This is a genomic window from Nocardiopsis tropica (assembly GCF_042660575.1).
Classification (GTDB): domain Bacteria; phylum Actinomycetota; class Actinomycetes; order Streptosporangiales; family Streptosporangiaceae; genus Nocardiopsis; species Nocardiopsis tropica.
This window is the reverse complement of sequence record NZ_JBHSUF010000011.1, coordinates 74345-98709: the sequence shown is the minus strand read 5'-3', so window position 1 is coordinate 98709 and position 24365 is coordinate 74345. Positions and strand designations below refer to the sequence as shown.

Here is a 24365-nt window from a genome sequence, read left to right as displayed (position 1 = left end):
TTTTGACACGAATCGAGTAATGTCTTGACGTGATCTGTCCCAAGTGCCAAAGCACCATGCGAACGTTCGATCGTCAAGGCGTCCACATCGACAGGTGTGACGGCTGCCAGGGCATCTTCCTGGACCGGGGGGAGCTGGAGCGCATCGCCGACGGCGAGCAGCGCCACTACGGCGTCGCGCCGCCGCCCGACCCCCACTCCCCGCGCCCCGCCCCGCCACTCGCCCGGCCGCACCGCGGAGCGGGCTACCCCGACTCCCCCGGTGGCTACCGAGGGGGGTACCAGGACTCCCCGCGCGGCTACCGGGACTCGCCCCGTCCCTACCGCGGCCGCCGCAAGGGATTCCTGGAACAACTCTTCGACTAGTACAGCCGAACCATCCATGCACCCGCTGATCTGTACACACTGCGGGGAATGGGACGAGACCCCCGACACCGGCGCGGGGGTCTCCGTGCTGCGCTGCGCCTCCTGCGGGCGCACCCGCCCCTTCCTCCGCATGCCCCTCTACTGCGTCTCCGGCCCGAGCGGCACCGGTAAGTCCACCATCGCCGGACTGCTCCTCGAACGCCTCAGGGACCGCTTCGTCGTGCTCGAACAGGACCTGCTGTGGGTCAGCGGGCTCCGCGACCCCGAGGGCCACCACCGGCACTTCCGCTCCACCTGGCTGCGCACCGCGGCCATGGTGCAGCAGAGCGGGCGCCCCGTCGTGCTGTGCGGGACCGTCGTGCCCCCGGAGTTCGAGCCCCTGCCGGAGCGCGCCCTGTTCACGGACATCCACTACCTGGCGCTGTCCTGCGAACCCGGTGCCCTGGCCGAGCGCCTGCGCGCCCGCCCCGCCTGGCGGGAGTGGGACGAGGAGCGGATCGACGACAACGCCGACTTCGCGGCCTGGGTGGCGGCCGAGGCCGCACGCCTGGACCCGCCGATGACCCTGGTCGACACCACGCACACCGCCCCCGCCGACACCGCGGACGCCGTGTGCCGGTGGATCGAGGGGCTCGCCGAGGCGGAGGCCGCCGCGGGCTGAGCCCCGCAGACGCAGGAGGGCCCCGGGCGTGCGCCCGGGGCCCTCGGTGTCCTACGCGCGGTGCGGCGCGGGCGGGGTCAGAAGTCGAAGCCCCCGAAGTCGCCCATGTCGCCGCCACCGCCGAAGTCGCCCATGTCGCCCCCGCCCATGTCGCCCTCGGCCGCGACGTCTCCGCCGCCCATGCCCATGCCCATTCCCATGCCCATCATCGACCCCATCATGGAGCCCATCATCATGCCGGTGAACATGCCCATCATCATGTCGGTGCCGAAGTAGCCGCTGGCGTAGGGGGAGTAGGCCGGACCGGCGTCGTAGTACGGCCGGCGCTCGCCGTTGACCTCGACCAGGCGCACGTCGGGCTGGCCGCCGACGCGCACCGCCTCCGCGCAGGCCGCGCACGCGGTGACCTCGCGGGGCGCGCCGCCGGGCGGGGCCCAGGCGACGTCCTCCACGGAGGGTCCGTGCTGCGGGTTGAAGAAGCAGGGGCCGCGCCGCGAGGGAACCGGCTCGCCGTTCATGCGCGCCCGGGTGGAGGCCATGTAGTAGCGGCCGTCCTCCAGGGCGCTGGTGACCATCCGGACCTGCTCGGGCTCCTGGATGGTGTCGAGCAACGTCTTGGCCTGGTCGTAGGCGTCCATGGCCTGCGAGTAGTCCTCGCGTGTGGCGTCGTCGACCTTGGACACGTCGATCTCCAGCCGGGAGACGTCCTCGCCCAGCCGGACGACGTCCTCGGTCGCCATCTGCTTGATCTCCTGGAGCTGCTTGGCCTTCTCGGCGGCGCGCTTCCTGCGGCTGTTGCGGACGAAGAGGGCGCCCGCCGCCACGACGAGGACGAGGACGCCGAGCAGGACCAGTCCGGAGGTGGCGCCGGCGGCCTCGGCGTCCTCCAGCTGCTGGGCCGCGTCGGGGACGGCGGCCAGGGTGTCGACCTGGTTGCCCTGGCCCTCCTGGACGGCGATCTCCCGGATGCCCGCGGTGTCCTCGATGTTCGGGGAGAGGACCACGAAGTCCTGACTGCCGGCGAACACGGCGTAGACGCCGTCGCCGACGTCCTCCATGACCGGGTTCATGAGGGCGTCGAGGCCGGTCTGGGAGGCGACCGCGTCCGAGGGGAGGATCACGTAGTAGACGGGGATCTCCGAGTCGGCGGAGGCCGTCTCCAGGGCGCCCTCCTCGGCGGAGGGGATCGCGTCGATGCTCGGGTCGATGAAGACGCCGTCGCCCTCGAGCTCCTCGACGACGGCCTGGGTCTCTGGTAGCTCCGGCCGCGCGTCGGCCGAGGCGGGCACCACCGAGGTGCTCACCACCGCCGCCGTGAAACCGGCGGTCAGCACTGCGGGTGTTACCAAGCGGCGCAACATGTCGTTCCTCTCGCCTTACCTCACTGACTCGGACGAACGACGGTCCCCGACAGTTCCCGCTGTGCCCGTTCTCACCTGAGCCGTTCACACCAGACTACGCCCGCCCCGGAACGCGACGGGGCCCGCCGGGATCCGGCGGGCCCCGTCGACAGGGGGTGCGGGTGTCAGCCCCTGGCGGAGGCGCCGCTCGCGGCGGCCTCCCTGTCGGCCTCCGTGCCCGCGTCGTCCGCGTCGTCCGCGTCGGCGGTGTCGGCGGTGTCGGACCCGGCCGCGGGCTCGTCCAGCGGCACGAAGCCGGAGGCGTCGGGGCTGGTGTTGTAGCGGTCCAGGTCCAGGATGCCCTCGCGCTTGGCGACGACGGTCGGGACCAGCGCCTGGCCGGCGACGTTGACCGCGGTGCGGCCCATGTCCAGGATCGGGTCGACGGCCAGCAGCAGGCCGACGCCCTCCAGGGGCAGGCCCAGCGTGGACAGGGTCAGGGTCAGCATGACGGTCGCGCCGGTGGTGCCGGCGGTCGCGGCGGAGCCGATGACCGAGACGAACACGATCAGCAGGTAGTCGGTGACGCCGAGGTCGATCCCGAAGAACTGGGCGATGAAGATCGCCGAGATCGCCGGGTAGATCGCGGCGCAGCCGTCCATCTTGGTGGTGGCGCCGAACGGGACGGCGAACGCCGAGTAGTAGCGCGGCACGCCCAGGTTCTGCTCGGTGACCCGCTGGGTCACGGGCATGGTGCCCATGGAGGAGCGGGACACGAAGCCGAGCTGGATGGCGGGCCAGGCGCCGCTGAAGTACTTCGCCGGGGACAGGCCGTTGAGCCGGGCGATCACCGGGTAGACGACGAACAGCACCAGGGCGAGGCCGATGTAGATGGTCAGCGTGAACTTGCCGAGGGCGCCGATGGTGGTCCAGCCGTAGCTGTACACGGCGTTGCCCAGCAGGCCCACGGTGCCGATCGGGGCCAGGCGGATGACCCACCACAGGGCCTTGAGCACGACCTCCAGCGCGGAGGCGGTGAAGGCGATGAAGGGCTCGGCGGCCTTGCCGACCTTGACGGCGGCGATGCCCAGGACGATGGCGATGACGATCAGCTGGAGGACGTTGAAGCCCAGCGAGGTGCTGACGGTCCCGTCGTCCGCGACCGAGGTGTCCGCTGCCAGGCCGAGGAAGTTGGCCGGGACGATGCTCTCGATGAACGCCAGCCAGGAGCCGGTGCCGGACGGGTCGCCCGCGCTGGCGGCGTCGACCGCGCTGTTGAGGCCGGGCCGGATGGTCAGCCCGAGGCCGATGGCGATGGCCACGGCGATCAGGGCGGTGGCGCCGAACCACAGCAGGGTCTTCCATGCCAGGCGCGCGGCGTTGGTGACGTTGCGCAGGTTGGCGATGGAGGAGATGACGGCCAGGACGATCAGCGGAGGAACGATCGTCCGGAGCAGCGTGACGAAGGTCGAGCCGATGGTCTCGAGGGTGACGGCGAGCCAGTTCGGGTCGCCCGCCTCGCCGACCGGGCCGATCTGGAAGGCGACGACGCCGAGGACGACGCCGAGGACCAGGCCGAGGAGGACCTGGGCCGCGAACGGGAAACGGAAGCCTCTGCGCTTCGTGGGCGCTTCGGTGCTCTGTGCGGACACGGGATGTGACTCCAGGTGGTGAAGGCAGCCGGAGGAGCGCACGACGACGCGGTCGGCGCGGTGGGACGCGGCCCCGGCTCGGGGAATGGCGGGATCACCAGTGGGAAGGTGACGGATGGTGGGTACGGGTGTGCGGCGCGCTGCCCGGACGGGCGCGCGTGGACCTAGCTACACGCCTGACAGCCGCGGCGGCACAGGTCGATGTGCCACCTTCGTGTCAGTCCCCAGATGTTCGTCACGATCAAGGACAATAGCCTCGATCCCTTACTTATTCCATACATGTGTGTCGACGTCTTGCTGTCCCAGGGGCCACGCTGTCGACACCGTGGGCCTTTTCGATCTTCCGCTCCGCCCGGATGGGGCGAGGATCACGTGGATCGCCGGATCCGGGGAAGGATCCGTGGAAACCACCGTGACGGAGTGACAGTGATGGCTACCGTGGGCGACGAGAACGATCCGACGAACGGAGACGGCGACATGTCTGTTCCCACCGTGGCCGAAATCCTGGTCTCCGAGTTCGGTGAGGTGACGATTCCGATGCCGCCCCGGCGGGGCTTCACCGCCGACGACCTCGACCGCATCCCGGATCTTCCGCCGCACACCGAACTCATCGACGGAAGCCTGGTACTGGTGAGCCCCCAGAAGCGCTTTCACATGTTCGTGCTCAAACTGCTCGAACAGCAGTTGGACGCCCAGGTCCCCGAGGACATGGTGACGTACCGGGAGATGACGGTCAGGCTCGCCGAGCGGCAGAGGCCCGAACCCGATCTCATGCTCGTCCGCGAAGGCGACGGGCAGGGGGTGCACGACACCTGGATCGAACCGCAGCTCGTCGCGTTGGCGGTCGAGGTGATCTCTCCGGAGTCCGAGGTGCGTGACCACGAGCGCAAGCCACAGCTCTACGCGGAGGCGGGGATCCCCCACTTCTGGCTCGTCGAGGAGGAAGCGCACATGGAAGCGGTGGTGTACGCCTACGAACTCGATCCGGTCAACAAGAAGTACGGGAATCTGACCGTGTACCGGGAGCGGCTCAAGACCAGCGCGCCGTGCGACCTGGACATCGACCTGACCCGCGTCTCCCGTGCCGGGAGGGGGAGCTCGGCGGGGCGTGACGCATGAGGGAGGCGCCGGCCGGCGCCTCCCCCGCGTGCTCCCGTCGGCCGTGGGCCAGGCGTCCTAGGCGTCCTCGATCTCGCAGACCACCGCGCCGTTGCCCACGGTCTCCCCGGCGGACACCTTGAGGCCGCGGATCGTCCCGGCCCTGTGGGCGGTCAGGGGCTGCTCCATCTTCATCGCCTCGATGACGACCACGGTCTCGCCCTCGGCCACGCTCTGCCCCTCCTGGGCCACGACCTTGACCACGGTGCCCTGCATCGGCGAGACCAGGGAGTCGCCGCTCGCGGCCGCCGCTGCCGCACCGCCCCTGCGCGAGGACCGCTTGCGCCTGTCCGCGCCCGGGGCGGGGGCCTCGACCGAGGCGCCCAGTCCCGCGGGGAGCACCACCTCGATCCGCCTGCCGCCCACCTCCACGGTGACGCTCTCGCGCCCGGAGGACTCGGCCTGGCCGGGCTCACCGGACCACGGCGCGATCGTGTTGTCGAACTCGGTCTCGATCCACCGCGTGTACACGCCGAACGGCTGCTCGGGGTCGGCGGGCGCGAACGCCTCGTCCTCCACGACCGCCTGGTGGAACGGGATCACCGTGGGCATCCCGCCCACCTCGAACTCGGCCAGCGCCCGGCGCGAGCGGGCCAGCGCCTCGGCGCGCGTGCGCCCGGACACGATCAGCTTGGCGACCATGGAGTCGAAGGCCTGGGGGACGGTGAACCCGGCCTCGCAGCCGGTGTCCACCCGAACCCCCGGGCCGCCGGGCAGCTTCAGCCCGGTGATGGTGCCCGGGGCGGGCATGAAGCCCCGCCCGGGGTCCTCGGCGTTGATGCGGAACTCGAAGGAGTGCCCGCGGATCTCGGGGTCGCCGAAGCCCAGCTCCTCGCCGTCGGCGATCCGGAACATCTCCCTGACCAGGTCGATGCCGGTGACCTCCTCGGTCACCGGGTGCTCCACCTGCAGGCGGGTGTTGACCTCCAGGAAGGAGATGGTGCCGTCCACCCCGACCAGGAACTCGCACGTGCCCGCGCCCACGTACCCGGCCTCGGCCAGGATGGCCTTGGAGGCGGCGTAGAGCTGCCGGGTCTGCTCCGCGCTCAGGAACGGGGCGGGGGCCTCCTCCACCAGCTTCTGGTGGCGGCGCTGGAGCGAGCAGTCGCGGGTGGAGACCACCACGACGTTGCCGTGGGTATCGGCCAGGCACTGGGTCTCCACGTGCCGGGGCCGGTCCAGGTAGCGCTCCACGAAGCACTCCCCGCGCCCGAACGCGGTCACGGCCTCGCGCACCGCGGACTCGTAGGCGTCGGGGACCTCCTCCAGGGTGTGGGCGACCTTGAGCCCGCGCCCGCCGCCGCCGAAGGCGGCCTTGATCGCGATGGGCAGCCCGTGCTCGGCGGCGAAGGCCACGACCTCTTCGGCCGACTCCACCGGGTCGGGGGTGCCCGCGACCAGGGGCGCGCCGACCTTCTGCGCGATGTGGCGGGCCTGCACCTTGTCGCCCAGGGCGGTGATGGCCGAGGGCGGCGGGCCGATCCAGGTCAGGCCGGCGTCGATGACCGCCTGGGCGAAGTCGGCGTTCTCGGCCAGGAAACCGTAGCCGGGGTGGACGGCGTCGGCGCCCGAGGCGGCGGCCACGGCCAGGAGCTTGGCGATGTCCAGGTAGGAGTCGGCCGGGGTCGACCCGCCCAGGGAGTGGGCCTCGTCGGCGAGCTTGACGTGGAGGGCGTCCAGGTCGGGCTCGGCGTAGACGGCGACGCTGGCCAGTCCGGCGTCCGCGCAGGCGCGGGCGATGCGCACGGCGATCTCGCCGCGGTTGGCGATCAGTACTTTACGCACGGTGGGAAGTCCTTCTGCTGTGGCGTGGGGCGGAGGCGCACCGGCCGCTCCCTGCGACGTCTGGGTGGTGGTGGAGCACGGGGGCCGTCACCTCGTGCTCAGGCGCCAGGCCCCGGGCCCGGGGCGCAGCGGGGCGCGCATGTTCCGGGAGCGGTCCCCCCACCCCGAGGGGCGCCGGTCCTCCCCGGGCGCGTCGGAGGCGGCGCGGGCGGCGTTCGCGCGCGCGGCGAGGACGGCGGTGAGGACCGCGACCTCCTCCGCGGTCGGCTCGCCCCGGACGACGACCAGGTGCGGCGGGTTCTTCGGCGCGCTCACAGCGGGATGTTCCCGTGCTTCTTGGGGGGCAGCTGCTTGCGCTTGTTCCGCAGCGCCCGGAGGGCCTTGGAGATCTGGCCCCGGGTCTCGGACGGCATGATGACGCCGTCCACGTATCCCCGCTCCGCTGCGGAGAAGGGGTTGAGCAGGGTGTCCTCGTACTCGCGGACGAGCCGGGCGCGCTCGGCCTCGACGTCGTCGGCGGCGGCGAGGGTGCGCCTGTGCAGGATGTTCACCGCGCCCTGGGCGCCCATGACCGCGATCTGCGCGGTGGGCCAGGCCAGGTTGACGTCCGCGCCCAGGTGCTTGGACCCCATGACGTCGTAGGCGCCGCCGAAGGCCTTGCGGGTGATCACGGTGATCAGCGGCACGGTGGCCTCGGCGTAGGCGTACAGCAGCTTGGCGCCGCGCCGGATGATGCCGTCCCACTCCTGGTCGGTGCCGGGCAGGAAGCCGGGCACGTCCACGAAGGTGAGGACGGGGACGTTGAAGGCGTCGCAGGTGCGCACGAAGCGCGCGGCCTTCTCGGAGGCGTCGATGTCCAGGCAGCCCGCGAAGCTCATGGGCTGGTTGGCGACGATGCCGACGGAACGGCCGTCCACGCGGCCGAAGCCCACCACCATGTTGGTGGCGAACCGGGCGTGGACCTCCAGGAACTCGCCGTCGTCCAGGACGGCCTCGACGACGGTCCGCATGTCGTACGGCTGGTTGGCCGAGTCCGGGATGAAGGTGTCCAGGGCCAGGTCGGTGTCGGTGACCTCGTCGCCGGGGTCGTCCTCGGGCGCCAGGACCGGCGCCTCCTCCAGGTTGTTGTCGGGCAGGTGCGAGAGCAGGGTGCGGACGTAGTCGATGGCGTCCTGCTCGTCGGCGCCCATGTAGTGGGCCACACCCGACCTGGTGCTGTGGGCGCGCGCCCCGCCCAGGTCCTCCATGGAGACGTCCTCGCCGGTGACGGTCTTGATGACGTCGGGGCCGGTGATGAACATCTGCGAGGTCTCGTCCACCATCACCACGAAGTCGGTGAGGGCGGGGGAGTAGACGTGTCCGCCCGCGGCGGCCCCCATGATGAGGGAGATCTGCGGGATGACGCCCGAGGCGTGGGTGTTGCGCTTGAAGATCTCCGCGTACAGGCCCAGCGCGACGACGCCCTCCTGGATGCGCGCGCCGCCGCCCTCGTTGATGCCCACGACGGGGCAGCCGTTGGTGAGGGCGTGGTCGAGGACCTTGACGATCTTCTCGCCGTAGACCTCGCCGAGGGAGCCGCCGAAGACGGTGACGTCCTGGCTGAAGACGGCGACGGGGCGCCCGTCGACGGTTCCGTGGCCGGTGACGACACCGTCGCCGTAGGGGCGGTTGCCCTCCAGCCCGAAGCTCGTGGAGCGGTGTCGGGCCAGGGCGTCGAACTCCACGAACGACCCCGGGTCGAGGAGCGCGTCGATGCGCTCGCGGGCCGTCATCTTGCCTTTGGCGTGCTGTTTCTCAACGGCTCGCGCGGAGCCCGCGTGGACGGCTTCGTACCGGCGTCGTTGCAGGTCGGCGAGCTTGCCCGCGGTGGTGTGGATGTCGATCTCGTCCGCGGGCAGCGGTTCAGGGGCTTCGGTGGCCATAACTACGCAGGTTAACCGCGACCTCGCGGGACCGGGGCACGCGGCCCTGGTTACTCGCCAGTAGGTGCGGTTCGGTACGGCCCTGTCCGCGCCCCTCCGGAAGGGGCCGGACCGGCCCGCGGCGGCGCGGAAACGACGTGATGAAATGTGCGCCCCTTTCCCTTGCGCAACAATGCTTAACGCCCGGGCAAAGTGCGTCGGAAATGCGCCCCCGCGCACCTGTCGTCCGGCCCGATCTCTGTAGTGTCGGGCCCATGACAGCGGTAAGCGCAGAACGCGACAGTGCCCGGCAGGAAGTTCCCGAGCAGCTCAGGAATGACGTCAAACTCCTCGGAGAGATGCTCGGAACGGTCCTCGCCGAAAGCGGCGGCGAGGAGCTGCTCGCCGATGTCGAGAAGCTCCGACACGCCGTGATCGGCGCCCGTGACGGTTCCGTCACAGGCGAGGAGATCACCGCGATCGTCGCCGCCTGGCCCCTCGAACGCGCCAAGCAGGTGGCCAGGGCCTTCACGGTGTACTTCCACCTGGCCAACCTCGCCGAGGAGCACCAGCGGATGCGGGCCCTGCGCGAGCGCGACGACGCCGCCAACCCTCCCCGCGAGTCCCTGGCCGCCGCCGTGCGCGCCATCCGGGAGGCCGACGGCGGGGAGGAGCGCCTCAACGAGCTCGTGGCCGGCATGGAGTTCCATCCCGTGCTCACGGCCCACCCCACGGAGGCCCGGCGCCGCGCCGTCTCCACCTCCATCCAGCGGATCAGCGAGGACCTCGACGCCTGGCACGCCTCCCACGAGGGGAGCAGCGCCGCCGCCGAGGCGCACCGGCGCCTGCTGGAGGAGATCGACCTCCTCTGGCGCACCTCCCAGCTGCGCTACACCCGGCTCGACCCGCTCGACGAGGTGCGCACCGCCCTCGCGGCGTTCGACGAGACCATCTTCTCCGTCGTCCCGCAGGTCTACCGGAGCCTGGACGCCGCCATCGACCCCGACGGCACCGGCGTCCGGCCCCCGCGCGCCACGCCCTTCGTCCGCTACGGCAGCTGGATCGGCGGCGACCGGGACGGCAACCCCTACGTCACCCACGACGTGACCCGCGAGGCCGTGCTCATCCAGTCCGAGCACGTGCTGCGCGGGCTGGAGGGCGCCGCGGACAGGGTCGCCCGCACCCTCACCGCCTACTCCAACCTCACCCCGGCCAGCCCGGCGCTGCTCGACGCCCTCTCCGCGGCCCGCGCCGGCCACCCCGCCCTGATGGCCGGGATCGGCGAGCGCTCGCCCAACGAGCCGCACCGCCAGCTCCTGCTGCTGGCCGCCGCCCGGCTGCGCGCCACCCGCGAACGCGACGCCGACCTCGCCTACCCCGACGCCGACGCCTTCCTCGACGACCTGCGCACCGTGCAGGACTCGCTGGTCGACGCGGGCGCCGTCCGCCAGGCCTACGGCGAGCTCCAGCACCTCGTCTGGCAGGCGGAGACCTTCGGCTTCCACCTCGCGGAGCTGGAGATCCGCCAGCACAGCGAGGTGCACGCCGCCGCACTGGAGGAGCTCCGGGCGGGGAAGGCCCCCTCGGAGCGCACCGAGGAGGTCCTGGCGACCATCCGGGTCATCGCCTGGATCCAGGAGCGCTTCGGCGTGGAGGCGTGCCGCCGCTACATCGTCAGCTTCACCCGCACCGCGGAGGACGTCGCCGCCGTCCACGAGCTGGCCTCCCACGCCCTGCCGCCCGAGCGGATGCCCGTCCTCGACGTCATCCCCCTGTTCGAGACCGGCGCCGACCTGGACGCCTCGCCCGACGTGCTCGACGGCATGCTGGAGGTGCCCCAGATCCGGCGGAGGCTCGAACAGACCGGCCGCCGCGTCGAGGTCATGCTCGGCTACAGCGACTCCGCCAAGGACGTCGGCCCGGTCAGCGCCACCCTGCGGCTGTACGACGCCCAGGCCCGGCTGGCCGCGTGGGCGGAGCGGCACGACGTGCGGCTCACCCTCTTCCACGGCCGCGGCGGGTCGCTCGGACGCGGCGGCGGGCCCGCCAGCCGCGCCCTGCTCGCCCAGGCGCCCGGGTCGGTCGGCGGCCGGTTCAAGGTCACCGAGCAGGGCGAGGTCATCTTCGCCCGCTACGGGCAGCCCGCCATCGCCCGCCGCCACATCGAGCAGGTCGGCCACGCGGTGCTCATGGCCTCCACCGACGCGGTGCAGGAGCGGGAGCGCTCCGCCGAGGCCAGGTTCCGGGGGGTCGCCGACGCCATCGCCGGAGCGGCCCAGGAGACCTACCTGGAGCTGATCAACACCGAGGACTTCGCGCTGTGGTTCTCCCGGGTCAGCCCCCTGGAGGAGCTCGGGGAGCTGCGGCTGGGCTCGCGCCCCGCGCGCCGCGGGGCGGCACGCGGCCTCGGCGACCTGCGCGCGATCCCGTGGGTGTTCGCCTGGACCCAGACCCGGGTCAACCTGCCCGGCTGGTACGGGCTGGGGTCGGGGCTGGCCGCCGTCGAGGACGTGTCCGCCCTCCGGGCCGCGTACCGCGAGTGGCCGATGTTCGCGTCCCTGCTCGACAACGCGGAGATGAGCCTGGCCAAGACCGACCGCACCATCGCCGAGCGCTACCTGGCGCTGGGCGGCCGGCCGGAGCTGACCGCGAGGGTGCTGGACGAGTACGACCTCACCCGCGAGCTGGTCCTGCGGGTGACCGGCCACAGCCGCCTGCTGGAGAACCGGGCGGTGCTCTCGCGGGCCGTCGACCTGCGCAACCCGTACGTGGACGCGCTGTCCCACCTCCAGCTGCGCGCCCTGGAGGCGCTGCGGGGCGAGGAGGCGGACTCGCTCTCCGAGCAGGACCAGCAGCACCTGGAGCGGCTGCTCCTGCTCTCCGTGAACGGCGTCGCCGCCGGACTCCAGAACACCGGCTGACCGCCACGGCCCCCGCGACCGCGGCGCCCCGCACCCGTGAGGGGTGCGGGGCGCCGCGGTCGTCACGGGTGCGGGGCGCGGTGCGTCAGGCGGGGAAGCCGCCGGTGTCCAGCGTCAGGTCGAACGGCGCGGGGAGGTGGATCTCCTTGCCGAACGGCACCTTGGTCGCGCCGGTGTACACACCGTTCTCCGGTCCGGAGAAGAGGGTGACCTCGCCCCTGTCCGTCTCCGGGTCCCAGCGGTCCACGAGCAGGTACAGGGGTATGCCGGCGTGGGCGCAACCCCAGAGCTTGGGTTTGCGGTCCCGGTCGGCGGTGCTCCTGGAGGTCACCTCGACCACCAGCAGGGCGTCGGAGACCAGGTTCTCGGGGTCGTACTCCATCACGGAATGCGGGATGACCAGAAGGTCGGGGATGTACAGGCCGCTCCGGAAGGGCACACGTACATCGACGGTCTGGTGGACCTCTGCCTCCGCGATCGAACTGCCGTCGCGCAGGATCTCGCGGGTGAGGGCTTTGCCGACCTGCCATACGATCTGGCTGTGTTCGGGCTTCGGGGGTGTCACGAGGACAAGCGCGCCTTCGATGATCTCGGCCCGACATCCCTCGGGCACGTCCAGTTCTTCCCAGGTGCGCAGCATGAACTGCCAGGAGAGCAGTGCTTCGGGTTCCACCGCCGCGATACTCATCTGCCGCGTCACCTCCGGTAGCTGAACGTAGCGAGGCACGGTCACCGATGTGCTGTTTTCAGACTAACCGGCGGGCTTCTTTCCCACACCGGTTTCCGGAACGGGTTTCGGCGCTGCTGTAATGGGCGTATGACCAGCGAACCCGACCCCTTCCCGCGACCGCCGCTCGACACGGCGGCACTCGACGCCGTCCTCGTCCGGCCGGGCGGCCTGTGGCGGCGGATCGAGGTGCTGCCCGAGACCGGGTCCACCAACACCGACCTGGCCGCGCGCGCCGCGGCCGGCGCCCCGCACGGGAGCGTGCTGGTGACCGAGCACCAGACCGCGGGCAAGGGCCGGCTCGGCCGCGGTTTCAGCGTCCCCCCGAGGGCGGCCCTCACCGTGTCGCTCCTGGTGCGCCCCGACGCGCCCGTCTCCTCCCTCAGCTGGCTCTCCCCGCTCATGGGCGTGGCCGGGGTCGGCGCGGTGCGCCGCCTGTCCGGGGTGAAGGCGTCCCTGAAGTGGCCCAACGACGTGATCGTCCCCGCCGGGCTGCGGTCCGGTGCGGCGCGGTCGGACGGCAAGCTCGCGGGCATCCTCGCCGAGGTCGACTTCTCCTCCGGGAGCCCCGCCGTGGTCGTCGGCATCGGCCTCAACGTGTCCCAGTCGCGCTCCGAGCTGCCCGTCGACAACGCCGTCTCCCTGCGCGGCGAGGGCTCCGCGGCCCTGGACCGCGGCGCGCTCCTCGCCGCCGTCCTGGGGGAGTTCGAGGAGCTGTACACGGTGTGGACGGCGGCCGGGGGCGACGCCGAGGCCAGCGGCCTGGCCTCCGCCTACCGGGACACGTGTGCCACCCTGGGGCGCCCGGTCCGGGTCCACCTGCCCGGCGGCCGGGTGCTGGAGGGGACCGCGACGGGTGTGGACTCCGAGGCGCGGCTGCTGGTCCGTGGGCCGGACGGCGAGCGCGCGCTCAGCGCGGGCGACGTCGTCCACGTGCGCCCGGGCGGCTGACCGGCCCGCTCCGCCGGGCCGGCCGACGGGGCGGCGGAGCGTCGGGCGGGGTTGTCCACAAGAGGACTTCCGCTCACTCCCGCGGCCGACCGCCTTGTGCCATCATCACCGTTATGGCTATCGCGGACCGCTGCCCCTCCGACGACGAGGAGCCCGACACCTCCCTCCGGGAACGCATCCCGCGGTACGGGACGTTGTCCGTACAGGCGGCCTCCGAACAGGAGGGAAGGGGCCTGCGCCGGGCGCCGAGACCCGGGCGGCCCCGGTCCGGGGCCCGCAGACAGGCCGACGCCGCCCGGAGACCGGAGCCGTCGGCGGTGCCGCAGAGGTGACCATGCGCCTCCGGTACGCGCCCGCCCCTTCCGAGGAGGGGGCACGGGCGTAAGCTGGAGGTGATCCGCGCCGCGTCCCGGCACGGTGACGAGGCGATTGCTCCCCGACATCCGGGGATGAGCCGTGAAAGAGAACGTATGCCGTCGCGTCCGGACCCGAAAGCGATCGAGGCCGCCCTCCTGGGCGGCGAACCTGTCTACACCAGGGAACAGGCGATCGAGCTCGCCGGTGCCGACCCCGAACTCGCCGGCCGCATATGGCGCGCCCTCGGGTTCCCCAACCAGGGCGAGGAGACGGTCACCTTCGCGGAGAGCGACGTGGAGTCGCTGCGGATCGCCAACAGCCTGCTCCAGGAGGGCATCCTGGACGAGGAGGGCGTGGTCCGCTTCGCCCGCGCGATGGGCCAGACCATGGCCCGCCTCGCGGACTGGCAGACCAGCATCCTGAGCACGCTCATCTACAAGGAGGGCGTGGACTCCGCGACCCCCCTGATGAACCAGGTCAAGGAGCTGCTGCCGGACGTCGAGCGCCTCCTGCTGCACATCTGGCGCCGCCAGCTCTCCGCCTCCACGGCACGCACCCTCGCGGTGATGTCCAACGGCACCGACGGGGTGCCCAACTACTACCCGCTGGTCGTCGGCTTCGCGGACCTGGTCTCCTTCACCACGCTCAGCCGCGAGCTGGACGAGGTGGAGCTGGCCGGGGTGGTGGAGGGCTTCGAGGCCACCGCGGCCGACATCGTCGCCTCCGGAGGGGGCCGCGTCGTCAAGACCCTCGGCGACGAGGTGCTCTACGTGGCCGACTCCCCGGCCGAGGCCGCCGACATCGCCCTGCGCCTCGCCTCCGGCGTCAAGACCCACGTGGAGGTGCCCGACGTGCGGGTCGGCCTGGCCGCGGGGCCGGTCCTGACCCTGCACGGCGACGTGTTCGGCACGACCGTCAACCGCTCCAGCAGACTGACCTCCTTCGCCCGCCCCGGCACCGTCCTCATCGACGAGAGCCTCGCCGAGAGCCTCACGGACGAGGACGGGCTCCAGGTGGTCAGGGTGAGGGCGCGTCACGCGCACGGGCTCGGCCTCATCCAGCCGTACGCGCTGCGCCGCAACTTCGAGCCCACCGGGCTCTGACCCGCCCGGCCGGTGCGCGCCGCTCCCGGCCCCGGGGGCGCTCCGACTCTCACTCCCCTCTTACCGAACAGGCGTGTGCGGAGGGTGCGGGAGGGATAGGCTCGGAACCGCCGTACCGGCCCACAAGACGTCAGGTGATGAGCCCTGTGAGCGTGCCTCCTCCCATCCAACGCCTGCGCACCTCGGGCATTTTCAGCCTGGAGGGCGGCGAGTTCGATGTCGAGAACAACGTGTGGATCGTCGGCGACGAGGACAGCGCGATCGTCATCGACGCCGCGCACGACCACCAGGCGATCGCGCGCGGCCTCGGCGACCGCGAACTGATGGCCATCGTGTCCACCCACGGGCACAGCGACCACGTCAACGCCGCCGTCGCGCTCGCCGACCTGGCGAACTGCCCGATCCTGCTGCACCCCGACGACGCGGAGCTCTGGCACCACGTCCACCCCCACCGCGAACCGGACGCGCCGCTGCTGGACGGAGAGGCGCTGCTGGTCGGAGGTGTGGAGCTCCAGATCCTGCACACCCCGGGCCACACCCCCGGAGGGGTGTGCCTGTACGCGCCCGAACTGGGCGCGGTCTTCACCGGGGACACGCTCTTCCCTGGCGGGCCGGGGGCCACCGGGCAGCCGTTCTCGGACTTCCCGACGATCATCGCCTCCATCCGCGACCGCCTGGCGCCCCTGCCGCGGGAGACCGTCGTCCACCCCGGCCACGGGGAGACCACGACCGTCGCCGAGGCCGCCGAGCACCTGGACGCCTGGGCCGCCCGGGGGTTCTGACCCGCTCGTCGGACCGGCTGCCGCCGCGCCGTCCGGCCGGGCCCTTCCCCCGTCGGCCCCGGGCCGTGCGGTGCCCCCGGGGGACGTCCCCGGGGGCACCGATGACCACGGGCGCGCGTCCGGCCGCCCGCACGCCGTTCGGGTCAGCCGTCCGTCCGGGTCCGGTCAGCCGTAGGACGCACGTTCGGGACGATCGGGGTGTCCTTCGGGCGGACCCCGATCTTCGAGCCCAGCCACACCAGGGGGTCGTACTTGCGGTCCGCGACCCTCTCCTTCATCGGGATCAGCGCGTTGTCGGTGATGTGGATGCCCTCCGGGCACACCTCCGTGCAGCACTTGGTGATGTTGCAGTAGCCCAGGCCGAACTCGTCCTGCGCGATCGCGCGCCGGTCGGCCGTGTCCTCGGGGTGCATCTCCAGCTCGGCCACGCGCATCAGGAAGCGCGGCCCCGAGAAGTGCTCCTTGTTCTCCTCGTGGTCCCGGATCACGTGGCACACGTTGTTGCACAGGAAGCATTCGATGCACTTGCGGAACTCCTGTGAGCGCTCCACGTCGACCTGCGCCATGCGGAAGTCGCCCGGCTCCGCCTTCGGGCCCGGTGCGAACGACGGGATCTCCATCGCCTTCCGGTAGTTGTACGACACGTCGCACACCAGGTCCCGGATCACGGGGAAGGTGCGCATCGGCGTCACCGTCACCACCTCGTCCTCGTCGAAGACACTCATCCGGGTCATGCACGAGAGCCTCGGCCGCCCGTTGATCTCCACCGAGCACGAACCGCACTTGCCCGCCTTGCAGTTCCACCGGACCGCGAGGTCCGGGGTCTGCGTGGCCTGGAGCCGGTGCAGCACGTCCAGCACCACCTCGCCCTCGTTGACCTCGACCCGGTACTCGGCGAGCCCGCCCTCGCCGGAACCCCGCCACACCCTGAACACGCGCTCGCTCATGACCCGTCCTCCTCGGCGGCGCCGCCCGCCGTCTCGTCCGCCGGGTGCGCTCCACCCGCCGCGTCCGCCCCGTCCTGCTCGGGCAGCTCCTCCTCCGTCAGGTACTTGGACAGCTCCTCGCGCTCGAAGAGGGCGAGGAGCGCGGCCGGGATGTCCGCGACCGGGCGCCGGGCCAGGGTCACCCGGTCGGCCCGGTCCGCCCGCACCTCCAGGTTCACCCGCCGCCACTCCGCGGACATGGCCGGGAAGTCGTCCCGTGTGTGCCCGCCGCGCGACTCCTCGCGCTCCAGTGCGGCCGCGGTGATCGCCCGCGACACCAGGATCATGTTGGGAAGGGCGAGCGCCAGGTGCCATCCCGGGTTGTAGACGCGGTCGCCGGGGGCGCTGAGCACGGACGACCGCTCCCCCAGGGAGTCCAGCCGGGCGATGGCCTCCGCCATCTCCGGTCCGCGCCGGATGATCCCCACCAGGTCGTTCATGGTGTCCTGGAGTTCGGCGTGGAGCGTGTAGGGGTTCTCGCCGCCGCCCTGCTTGAGGAACTCCAGCGCGTACCGGGCCGACGCGGCGGCGACCCGGTCCACGGCCTCCCCCGCGACCGTCCCGCGGCCCGGACCGTCCGCGTACGCGGCGGCGGCCAGGCCGGCGCGGCGGCCGAACACCAGCAGGTCCGACAGGGAGTTGCCGCCGAGCCGGTTGGAGCCGTGCATGCCCCCCGCGACCTCGCCGGCGGCGTACAGCCCCGGCACGTCGGAGGCGGCGGTGTCGGCGTCCACCCGCACCCCGCCCATCACGTAGTGGCAGGTGGGGCCCACCTCCATGGGCTCGGCGGTGATGTCCACGTCCGCCAGCTCCTTGAACTGGTGGTGCATGGACGGCAGGCGCCTGCGGATCTCCTCGGCAGGGAGCCGCGTGGACACGTCGAGGAACACGCCGCCGTGCGGGGAGCCGCGCCCCTCCTTGACCTCGTTGTTGATGGCCCGCGCCACCTCGTCGCGGGGCAGAAGCTCGGGGGGCCTGCGATGGTTCGCCGGGTCGTCGTACCAGCCGTCCGCCTCCGACTCCGTCTCGGCGTACTGGGAGCGGAACACGTCCGGCACGTAGTCGAACATGAAGCGCCTGCCCTCGGAGTTGCGCAGCACGCCGCCGTCGCCGCGCACCGACTCCGTGACGAGGATGCCCTTGACCGAGGGCGGCCAGACCATGCCGGTGGGGTGGAACTGGACGAACTCCATGTTGATGAGCGAGGCCCCCGCCCGCAGGGCCAGGGCGTGCCCGTCCCCGGTGTACTCCCAGGAGTTCGACGTGGTCCGGAACGCCTTGCCGATGCCGCCGGTGGCGAGGACGACCGCGGGGGCCTCGAAGACCACGAACCCGCCGTCCGCGCGCCGGTAGCCGAACGCGCCCGCGATCCTCCCGCCGTCGGTGACGAGCTCGGTGACCGCGGTCTCGGCGAACACCCGCAGCCGGGCCTCGGGGTCGCCCAGCTCGGCGGCGTCGGCCTGCTGGAGGGCGACGATCCGCTGCTGGAGGGTCCGGATCATCTCCAGCCCGGTGCGGTCGCCCACGTGCGCCAGCCGCGGGTACTCGTGGCCGCCGAAGTTGCGCTGGCTGATCCTCCCGTCCGCGGTGCGGTCGAACAGCGCGCCCCAGTGCTCCAGTTCGAGGATGCGCTCCGGGGCCTCGCGGGCGTGGAGTTCGGCCATCCTCGGGTCGTTGAGGAACTTGCCGCCGCGGATGGTGTCGCGGAAGTGTACGGGCCACGCGTCGGAGGGGTTGGCGTTGCCCAGCGCGGCGGCGGCCCCGCCCTCGGCCATCACCGTGTGGGCCTTGCCGAACAGCGACTTGGAGATGACCGCGGTGCGCTTGCCCTGCTCGCGGGCGGCGATCGCCGCGCGGAGCCCGGCTCCGCCCGCACCGATCACCACGACGTCGTAGGTGTACCGGGTGATGCCGGTGTCTGCTGTGGGGGGCATGTGGGTGTGCCTTTCCAGGGGACGGCCCTCCCCGGGGCTCAGTTGAGGATCCGCAGGTCGGTGATGGTGCCGCTGGCCATCAGGGCGACGTAGGCGTCGGTGGCCATCAGGGACGCGATGCTGAACCAGCCGAAGTACATGTGCCGGTCGTTGAGGGTCGAGACGCGGCTCCACATCCAGTAGCGGACGGGGTGCCTGCCGAAGCTGCGCAGGCGCCCGCCCATGATGTGGCGGCAGGAGTGGCAGCTGAGCGTGTAGCCCCAGAGCATCAGCACGTTGACGACCATGACGAGGTTGCCGAGGCCGATGCCGAAGCCGCCGTCGGTCCCGTGGAAGAAGGCGACCGCGGTGTCCCACGTGTTGACCAGGGTGATGGCGAGGGCGACGTAGAAGAAGTAGCGGTGGCCGTTCTGGGGGAGCATCAGCGGCCGGGTCTCACCGGTGTACCGGCTGTGCGGCTCGCGTACGGCGCACGCGGTGGGTGCCTGCCAGATCGAGCGGTAGTAGGCCTTGCGGTAGTAGTAGCAGGTCACCCGGAACAGCAGCAGGAAGGGCAGGCTGAGCAGGGCGTAGGGGACGAGCGGGGGGAACTCGACGGGGAGCCGTCCGAACAGCGCGGCCTCGGGCGCGCACTGCTGTGCCAGGCACGGCGAGTAGAACGGGGTCAGGTAGTGGTGCTCCGCCACCCAGTAGTGGTCCTGCTGGAACACCCGGAAGGTGGCGTAGACCACGAAGGCGGCCAGGCCGGCGGTCGTGAGGACCGGACCGAGCCACCATCGGTCGGTCCGCAGGGTTCGTCGGGGGATGCGCGCCCGGACGGCTCCGGTGCGCGCGCTGTCGTCGGGGGTCACCGAGGTCTCCACCTCCTGTGGAGAGGGCGCCGGCCGGGCGCCGACCGGGGTGCGGGACCCCGGGCCCGGGCGGTGACCGCTCTCCGTGAGTGCTGCACGGCTGCGGGAGAAGCTGTAGGACCGGTCTGCAACGCAACGTTAGGACGTTGTGATCACGGTCACGTCCCGGCTGTGGAGAAACCCCTGGGAGGCGAGTGTGAAATAGGCCACTTTTAGTCATTCATTTGTGGCCTTTCGTCATTAAAAGCAGACGAACATCCCGAGTGTCATGTTCGTTGTTTTTGACAAAAGAGTGGCGATAGGGGGTGGGATTGCCCTCTGGGGTTTTCGGGTGGCTCAGGGTATTTCTCCGGTATTCCTACCGGAGAACCTGTCTTCCTCGGGTCCGCCCGCGCTCGCGTCCGAGATCAGCACCTCCAGATCCGGGCCCAGGTCCTCCTTCGACATCCCCAGCAGGTACTCGTTGAGGTGTCGGCGGAAGGCGTCCGCCGAGTGCGAGGGCTCCACGTCCTTGCGCCGCGCCAGGGCCACGGTCCGGAGCAGGCGGGGCCGGGCCAGCGGCGTCCCGCGCAGGCCCGGCCGGTTCTTGAGCACCATGCTCGGCACGACGGCCAGACCCAGCCCCGCCTCCACGAAGCGCAGCACGGCGTCCATCTCCCCGCCCTCCACCGCCAGGTCGGGCTCGAAGCCGGCGGCCCGGCAGGCGCGCAGCGTGGCCTCGCGCACGTCGTACCCGCGCCGGAACATCACCAGCGCCCGCTCCCGGAGCTCGGTGATCCGGATCGACGCCCTCCCGTTGGGGGAGGGCTGCGACATCGGGCTCACCACGACCAGGTTCTCCCTCAGGATCGGCGTGGTCGAGAAGTCGGGGTCGCTGCTCTGGAGGGGGAGGATGATCAGCGCCAGGTCCAGCTCCCCCCGTCCCAGGTCCCGGATGAGGTCGCGCGAACCGCTCTCCTCCACCTGGAGTTCGATCCCGGGGAAGCGGGTATGGAAGTGGGCGAGAACATCGGCCAGCAGTCCCGCGCACAGCGAGGGGGTCGCCCCGAGGCGCACCCGCCCGCGACGCACCCCGGCCAGTTCGGCCACCTCCCGACGGGCCGTCTCCAGGTCGGTGAGCATGCGCTGGGCCAGCGGGAGCAGCGCCTCGCCCGCCGGGGTGAGTGTGATGTTTCCCCGGGCACGACTGAATAACGGCGCGCCCAACTCCCGCTCAAGGCTGCGGATCTGTTTGCTCAAGCTCGGCTGGGCGACGCGTGAAAGCTCGGCTGCGCGGGTGAAATGGCGGGTGCGGGCCACGGCGACGAAGTAAGCCAGCTGCTGGAACTGCATGCTCCATAGCCTAAGGCTATGGACACCAGGGTCCCGATGACTTGGACGTCCGAGTTAACCCGAAATTAAAGTGGCAGGCTGTGGCGAACAGTACCTTGACCAAGAAGCGATCTACGGCCTACAGGTCCACGGTGGCGCTCAAGTCCGCGATGGCGGTCACCGGCGTGATCCTTGTGCTGTACCTGATCGCGCACATGTACGGCAACCTGAAAGTCTTCTCGGGCCAGGAGGCCTTCGACGGCTACGCGCACAGCCTGCGCGAGCTGGGCTACCCGCTCCTGCCCGAGAGCGGCTTCCTGTGGATCGCGCGCGTCGTCCTGCTGGCGAGCGTCCTCATCCACATCTACGCGGCGGTCAACCTGTGGGCCCGCGCCCGTCGCGCGCGCCCCGCGTCCGAGCGCTACCAGGTGAGGAAGCGGGTGCACCGCACCTACGCCTCCTACACGATGCGCTGGGGAGGTGTCCTCATCGCACTGTTCGTGGTCTTCCACATCCTGCACCTGACCACGAACAACATCGCTCCCGGCGGTAAGTCCGACAGCCCCTACGAGCGGCTCGTGAACGGTTTCCAGCCCGAGTTCTGGTACGTGACGCTGTTCTACGTCGCGTCCGTCATCGCGCTGGGGTTCCACCTGCGGCACGGCATCTGGAGCGGTCTGGCCACGCTCGGCGTGAACCAGGCCAACCGGCAGCCCAGGATGAACGCGCTCGCCATGGGCATCTCGGTGATCGTGACCGTCGGCTTCCTGCTCCCGCCCCTGGCGGTCACCTTTGGACTGGTGAGTTAATTGTCTGAGAACGACCTGTACATCGAGGGCGCCCCGATCCGGGACGAGAAGGCCCCCGAAGGCCCGATCAACGAGCGCTGGGACAAGCGCCGCTTCGGCGCCAAGCTGGTCAACCCCGCGAACCGGCGCAAGCTCTCCGTGATCATCGTCGGCACCGGCCTCGCCGGCGCCTCCGCGGCGGCGACCCTGGGCGAGGCGGGCTACAAGGTCACCTCGTTCTGCTACCAGGACAGCCCCCGGCGCGCGCACTCCATCGCCGCGCAGGGCGGCATCAACGCCGCGAAGAACTACCGCAACGACGGCGACAGCATCTACCGGCTGTTCTACGACACCGTCAAGGGCGGTGACTTCCGCTCCCGCGAGTCGAACGTCTACCGCCTGGCCCAGACCAGCGTCGAGATCATCGACCAGTGCGTGGCCCAGGGCGTTCCCTTCGCCCGCGAGTACGGCGGCCTCCTGGACAACCGCTCCTTCGGCGGCGTGCAGGTGTCCCGTACCTTCTACGCGCGCGGCCAGACGGGCCAGCAGCTCCTCATCGGCGCCTACCAGGCCCAGGAGCGCCAGATCGCGGCCGGCACCGTCAAGATGAACACCCGCCACGAGATGCTGGAAGTCATCGTCGTGGACGGCAAGGCGCGCGGCATCATCGCCCGCGACATGGTCACCGGCGAGATCGAGACGCACTTCGCCGACGCGGTGGTCCTGGCCACCGGCGGCTACGGCAACGTCTTCTTCCTGTCGACCAACGCCATGGGCTCCAACGTCACCGCCGCGTGGCGGGCCCACCGCAAGGGCGCGCACTTCGCGAACCCCTGCTACACGCAGATCCACCCGACCTGCATCCCGGTCAGCGGCGACTACCAGTCCAAGCTGACCCTGATGAGCGAGTCGCTGCGCAACGACGGCCGCATCTGGGTGCCCAAGGTGGGCGGTGACGACCGGGACCCGCGCCAGATCCCCGAGGACGAGCGCGACTACTACCTGGAGCGCATCTACCCGGCCTTCGGCAACCTGGTGCCCCGCGACATCGCCTCGCGCGCCGCCAAGAACGTCTGCGACGAGGGCCGCGGCGTCGGCCCCGGCGGGCTGGGCGTGTACCTGGACTTCGCGGACGCCATCGAGCGCCTGGGCCGCGACGCGGTCGAGGCCAAGTACGGCAACCTCTTCGACATGTACCAGCGCATCACCGGGGAGAACCCGTACGAGGTCCCGATGCGCATCTACCCGGCCGTCCACTACACCATGGGCGGGCTGTGGGTCGACTACGACCTCCAGAGCACCATCCCGGGCCTGTTCGTGACGGGTGAGGCCAACTTCTCCGACCACGGCGCGAACCGCCTGGGCGCGAGCGCGCTGATGCAGGGGCTGGCGGACGGCTACTTCGTCCTGCCGAACACCATCAACGACTACCTCGCGGCCGGCCCCTTCGAGCCGATCGACGAGACCCACCCCGAGGCCGTGGCGGCCAAGGCGGACGTCACCGCGCGGATCGACAAGCTGCTCTCCGTCAACGGCTCCCGCACCGTCGACTCCTTCCACAAGGAGCTCGGCCACATCATGTGGGACTACTGCGGCATGGAGCGCAACGAGGAGGGCCTTCGCAAGGCCATCGAGCTCATCCGCGAGCTGCGCGCCGAGTTCTGGCGCGACGTCAAGGTGCTCGGCACCAACGAGGAGTTCAACCAGGCTCTGGAGAAGGCCAACCGCGTGGCGGACTTCCTGGAGCTGGGCGAGCTCATGTGCATCGACGCCCTGCACCGGCGCGAGTCCTGCGGCGGCCACTTCCGCGCCGAGAGCCAGACCGAGGACGGGGAGGCCCTGCGTCACGACGACGAGTTCGCCTACGTCGCGGCCTGGGAGTTCGGTGGCGTGGACAGCAAGCCCGTACTCCACAAGGAAAACCTGGAGTACGAGTACGTCGAGATGAAGCAGCGGAGCTACAAGTGAACATCACCCTGCGCGTGTGGCGACAGAAGGGCCGTGACGACGAGGGTCGCATGGTCACCTACAAGCTCACCGACGTCTCGCCGGACATGTCCTTCCTGGAGATGCTCGACGTCCTCAACGAGAAGCTCACGCTGGAGAACGAGGACCCGGTCGCGTTCGACCACGACTGCCGCGAGGGCATCTGCGGCGCCTGCGGCGTCGTGATCGACGGCGAGGCCCACGGTCCCGAGCGCACCACCACCTGCCAGCTGCACATGCGCAGCTTCAAGGACGGCGACACCATCACGGTCGAGCCGTGGCGGGCCACGGCGTTCCCGGTCGTGAAGGACCTGGTCGTCGACCGGGGCGCGTTCGACCGCATCATCCAGGCGGGCGGCTTCATCAGCGCCCCGACGGGTACCGCGCCGGACGCCCACGCCAACCCGATCCCGAAGCCGGACGCGGACCGCGCCTTCGACGCCGCGACCTGCATCGGCTGCGGCGCCTGCGTGGCGGCGTGCCCGAACGCGTCCAGCATGCTGTTCACCGCGGCGAAGGTCACCCACCTCGGCATGCTCCCGCAGGGGCAGCCGGAGCGGGCGTCGCGCGTGGTGAAGATGATCAACCAGCAGGACGAGGAGGACTTCGGCGGCTGCACCAACATCGGTGAGTGCGCCGCGGTCTGCCCGAAGGGCATCCCGCTGGACACCATCTCGCAGCTCAACCGCGACCTGCTGGGCTCGCTCAGCAAGGGCATCGGCTAGGCACGACCCCTGCCGGGGGCACACCCCGGTCCGGTCCCACGGGGCCGCACCCCTCCCGGGGGTGCGGCCCCGTTCCCGTGC

21 protein-coding genes are annotated in these 24365 nt (G+C 71.2%); 11 read left to right on the top strand and 10 right to left on the bottom strand.

The annotated features are described in order from the left end of the window. Positions 1 to 29: 29 nt before the first annotated feature. Both ACFQBR_RS18875 and ACFQBR_RS18870 read left to right on the top strand, forming a co-directional pair. Positions 30 to 365 (top strand): TFIIB-type zinc ribbon-containing protein, encoded by a 336-nt coding sequence (locus ACFQBR_RS18875; protein ID WP_267948151.1) that lies wholly within the window; start codon positions 30 to 32, stop codon positions 363 to 365. A 16-nt stretch (positions 366 to 381) separates the two neighbouring features. Then, positions 382 to 1026 (top strand): AAA family ATPase, encoded by a 645-nt coding sequence (locus tag ACFQBR_RS18870; RefSeq protein WP_267948152.1) that lies wholly within the window; start codon positions 382 to 384, stop codon positions 1024 to 1026. 77 nt (positions 1027 to 1103) lie between these two features. Here ACFQBR_RS18870 and ACFQBR_RS18865 read toward each other — a convergent pair whose 3' ends face one another. Together ACFQBR_RS18865 and ACFQBR_RS18860 are read right to left on the bottom strand one after the other, a co-directional pair. Next, complete coding sequence (locus tag ACFQBR_RS18865; RefSeq protein WP_267950248.1) at positions 1104 to 2360, bottom strand: chemotaxis protein CheA; 1257 nt, start codon at positions 2358 to 2360, stop codon at positions 1104 to 1106. Between the two features lie 191 nt (positions 2361 to 2551). Further along, entirely contained in the window at positions 2552 to 4018 is a 1467-nt protein-coding gene (locus ACFQBR_RS18860) for a dicarboxylate/amino acid:cation symporter (RefSeq protein WP_344178872.1), read from the bottom strand. A gap of 477 nt (positions 4019 to 4495) precedes the next feature. Here ACFQBR_RS18860 and ACFQBR_RS18855 point away from each other — a divergent pair, with 477 nt between their 5' ends. Then, on the top strand, positions 4496 to 5137 hold the full coding sequence (locus ACFQBR_RS18855; protein ID WP_378553966.1) for a Uma2 family endonuclease: 642 nt from the start codon (positions 4496 to 4498) through the stop codon (positions 5135 to 5137). A 57-nt stretch (positions 5138 to 5194) separates the two neighbouring features. Here the strand turns inward: ACFQBR_RS18855 and ACFQBR_RS18850 are convergent, their stop codons facing one another. From ACFQBR_RS18850 to ACFQBR_RS18840, 3 genes are all read right to left on the bottom strand, one after another. Then, positions 5195 to 6961 carry an acetyl/propionyl/methylcrotonyl-CoA carboxylase subunit alpha gene (locus tag ACFQBR_RS18850; protein ID WP_344178869.1) on the bottom strand — a complete coding sequence of 589 codons (1767 nt, stop codon included), beginning with the start codon at positions 6959 to 6961 and terminating at the stop codon, positions 5195 to 5197. An 87-nt stretch (positions 6962 to 7048) separates the two neighbouring features. Beyond that, positions 7049 to 7276 carry an acyl-CoA carboxylase subunit epsilon gene (locus ACFQBR_RS18845; protein WP_267948156.1) on the bottom strand — a complete coding sequence of 76 codons (228 nt, stop codon included), beginning with the start codon at positions 7274 to 7276 and terminating at the stop codon, positions 7049 to 7051. Beyond that, on the bottom strand, positions 7273 to 8883 hold the full coding sequence (locus tag ACFQBR_RS18840; protein ID WP_267948157.1) for an acyl-CoA carboxylase subunit beta: 1611 nt from the start codon (positions 8881 to 8883) through the stop codon (positions 7273 to 7275). The genes ACFQBR_RS18845 and ACFQBR_RS18840 overlap by 4 nt, the downstream gene beginning before the upstream one ends. 338 nt (positions 8884 to 9221) lie before the next feature. Here ACFQBR_RS18840 and ACFQBR_RS18835 point away from each other — a divergent pair, with 338 nt between their 5' ends. Further along, entirely contained in the window at positions 9222 to 11783 is a 2562-nt protein-coding gene (locus tag ACFQBR_RS18835; RefSeq protein ID WP_344178946.1) for a phosphoenolpyruvate carboxylase, read from the top strand. 85 nt (positions 11784 to 11868) lie between these two features. Here ACFQBR_RS18835 and ACFQBR_RS18830 read toward each other — a convergent pair whose 3' ends face one another. Then, complete coding sequence (locus tag ACFQBR_RS18830) at positions 11869 to 12471, bottom strand: Uma2 family endonuclease (RefSeq protein ID WP_267948158.1); 603 nt, start codon at positions 12469 to 12471, stop codon at positions 11869 to 11871. Positions 12472 to 12600: 129 nt separating this feature from the next. Between ACFQBR_RS18830 and ACFQBR_RS18825 the strand changes: the two genes are divergently transcribed. The 4 genes from ACFQBR_RS18825 (at position 12601) to ACFQBR_RS18810 (ending at position 15703) form a co-directional block, all read left to right on the top strand. Further along, positions 12601 to 13461, top strand: a complete 861-nt coding sequence (locus ACFQBR_RS18825) for a biotin--[acetyl-CoA-carboxylase] ligase (protein WP_267948159.1) — start codon at positions 12601 to 12603, stop codon at positions 13459 to 13461. Between the two features lie 113 nt (positions 13462 to 13574). Further along, positions 13575 to 13793, top strand: coding sequence for a hypothetical protein (locus tag ACFQBR_RS18820; RefSeq protein ID WP_344178866.1), 219 nt, complete (start codon positions 13575 to 13577; stop codon positions 13791 to 13793). A 138-nt stretch (positions 13794 to 13931) separates the two neighbouring features. Then, positions 13932 to 14921 (top strand): adenylate/guanylate cyclase domain-containing protein, encoded by a 990-nt coding sequence (locus ACFQBR_RS18815; protein ID WP_267948160.1) that lies wholly within the window; start codon positions 13932 to 13934, stop codon positions 14919 to 14921. A 146-nt stretch (positions 14922 to 15067) separates the two neighbouring features. After that, the gene (locus ACFQBR_RS18810) at positions 15068 to 15703 is read left to right on the top strand and encodes an MBL fold metallo-hydrolase (protein ID WP_378553961.1); all 636 of its coding nucleotides are present in this window, start codon (positions 15068 to 15070) and stop codon (positions 15701 to 15703) included. A 143-nt stretch (positions 15704 to 15846) separates the two neighbouring features. Here ACFQBR_RS18810 and ACFQBR_RS18805 read toward each other — a convergent pair whose 3' ends face one another. The 4 genes from ACFQBR_RS18805 to ACFQBR_RS18790 form a co-directional block, all read right to left on the bottom strand. Next, positions 15847 to 16650 (bottom strand): succinate dehydrogenase/fumarate reductase iron-sulfur subunit, encoded by an 804-nt coding sequence (locus ACFQBR_RS18805; RefSeq protein ID WP_344178862.1) that lies wholly within the window; start codon positions 16648 to 16650, stop codon positions 15847 to 15849. Next, a complete protein-coding gene (locus tag ACFQBR_RS18800; RefSeq protein ID WP_344178860.1) occupies positions 16647 to 18623 on the bottom strand; it encodes a fumarate reductase/succinate dehydrogenase flavoprotein subunit in 1977 nt (658 codons plus the stop codon). The genes ACFQBR_RS18805 and ACFQBR_RS18800 overlap by 4 nt, the downstream gene beginning before the upstream one ends. Positions 18624 to 18661: 38 nt before the next feature. Further along, on the bottom strand, positions 18662 to 19474 hold the full coding sequence (locus tag ACFQBR_RS18795; protein WP_267948164.1) for a hypothetical protein: 813 nt from the start codon (positions 19472 to 19474) through the stop codon (positions 18662 to 18664). Between the two features lie 336 nt (positions 19475 to 19810). Beyond that, positions 19811 to 20806 carry a LysR family transcriptional regulator gene (locus ACFQBR_RS18790; RefSeq protein ID WP_344178858.1) on the bottom strand — a complete coding sequence of 332 codons (996 nt, stop codon included), beginning with the start codon at positions 20804 to 20806 and terminating at the stop codon, positions 19811 to 19813. A gap of 131 nt (positions 20807 to 20937) precedes the next feature. Here ACFQBR_RS18790 and ACFQBR_RS18785 point away from each other — a divergent pair, with 131 nt between their 5' ends. Genes ACFQBR_RS18785 through ACFQBR_RS18775 form a run of 3 tightly spaced genes read left to right on the top strand, consistent with a single transcriptional unit; the run spans position 20938 to position 24284 of the window. Beyond that, on the top strand, positions 20938 to 21594 hold the full coding sequence (locus ACFQBR_RS18785) for a succinate dehydrogenase cytochrome b subunit (protein WP_344178944.1): 657 nt from the start codon (positions 20938 to 20940) through the stop codon (positions 21592 to 21594). Beyond that, positions 21595 to 23541: a fumarate reductase/succinate dehydrogenase flavoprotein subunit gene (locus ACFQBR_RS18780; protein WP_267948166.1), complete on the top strand. Its 1947-nt coding sequence runs from the start codon at positions 21595 to 21597 to the stop codon at positions 23539 to 23541. It abuts the gene before it with no gap. Further along, positions 23538 to 24284 (top strand): succinate dehydrogenase/fumarate reductase iron-sulfur subunit, encoded by a 747-nt coding sequence (locus ACFQBR_RS18775; protein WP_267948167.1) that lies wholly within the window; start codon positions 23538 to 23540, stop codon positions 24282 to 24284. The genes ACFQBR_RS18780 and ACFQBR_RS18775 overlap by 4 nt, the downstream gene beginning before the upstream one ends. The last annotated feature ends 81 nt before the right edge of the window (positions 24285 to 24365 follow it).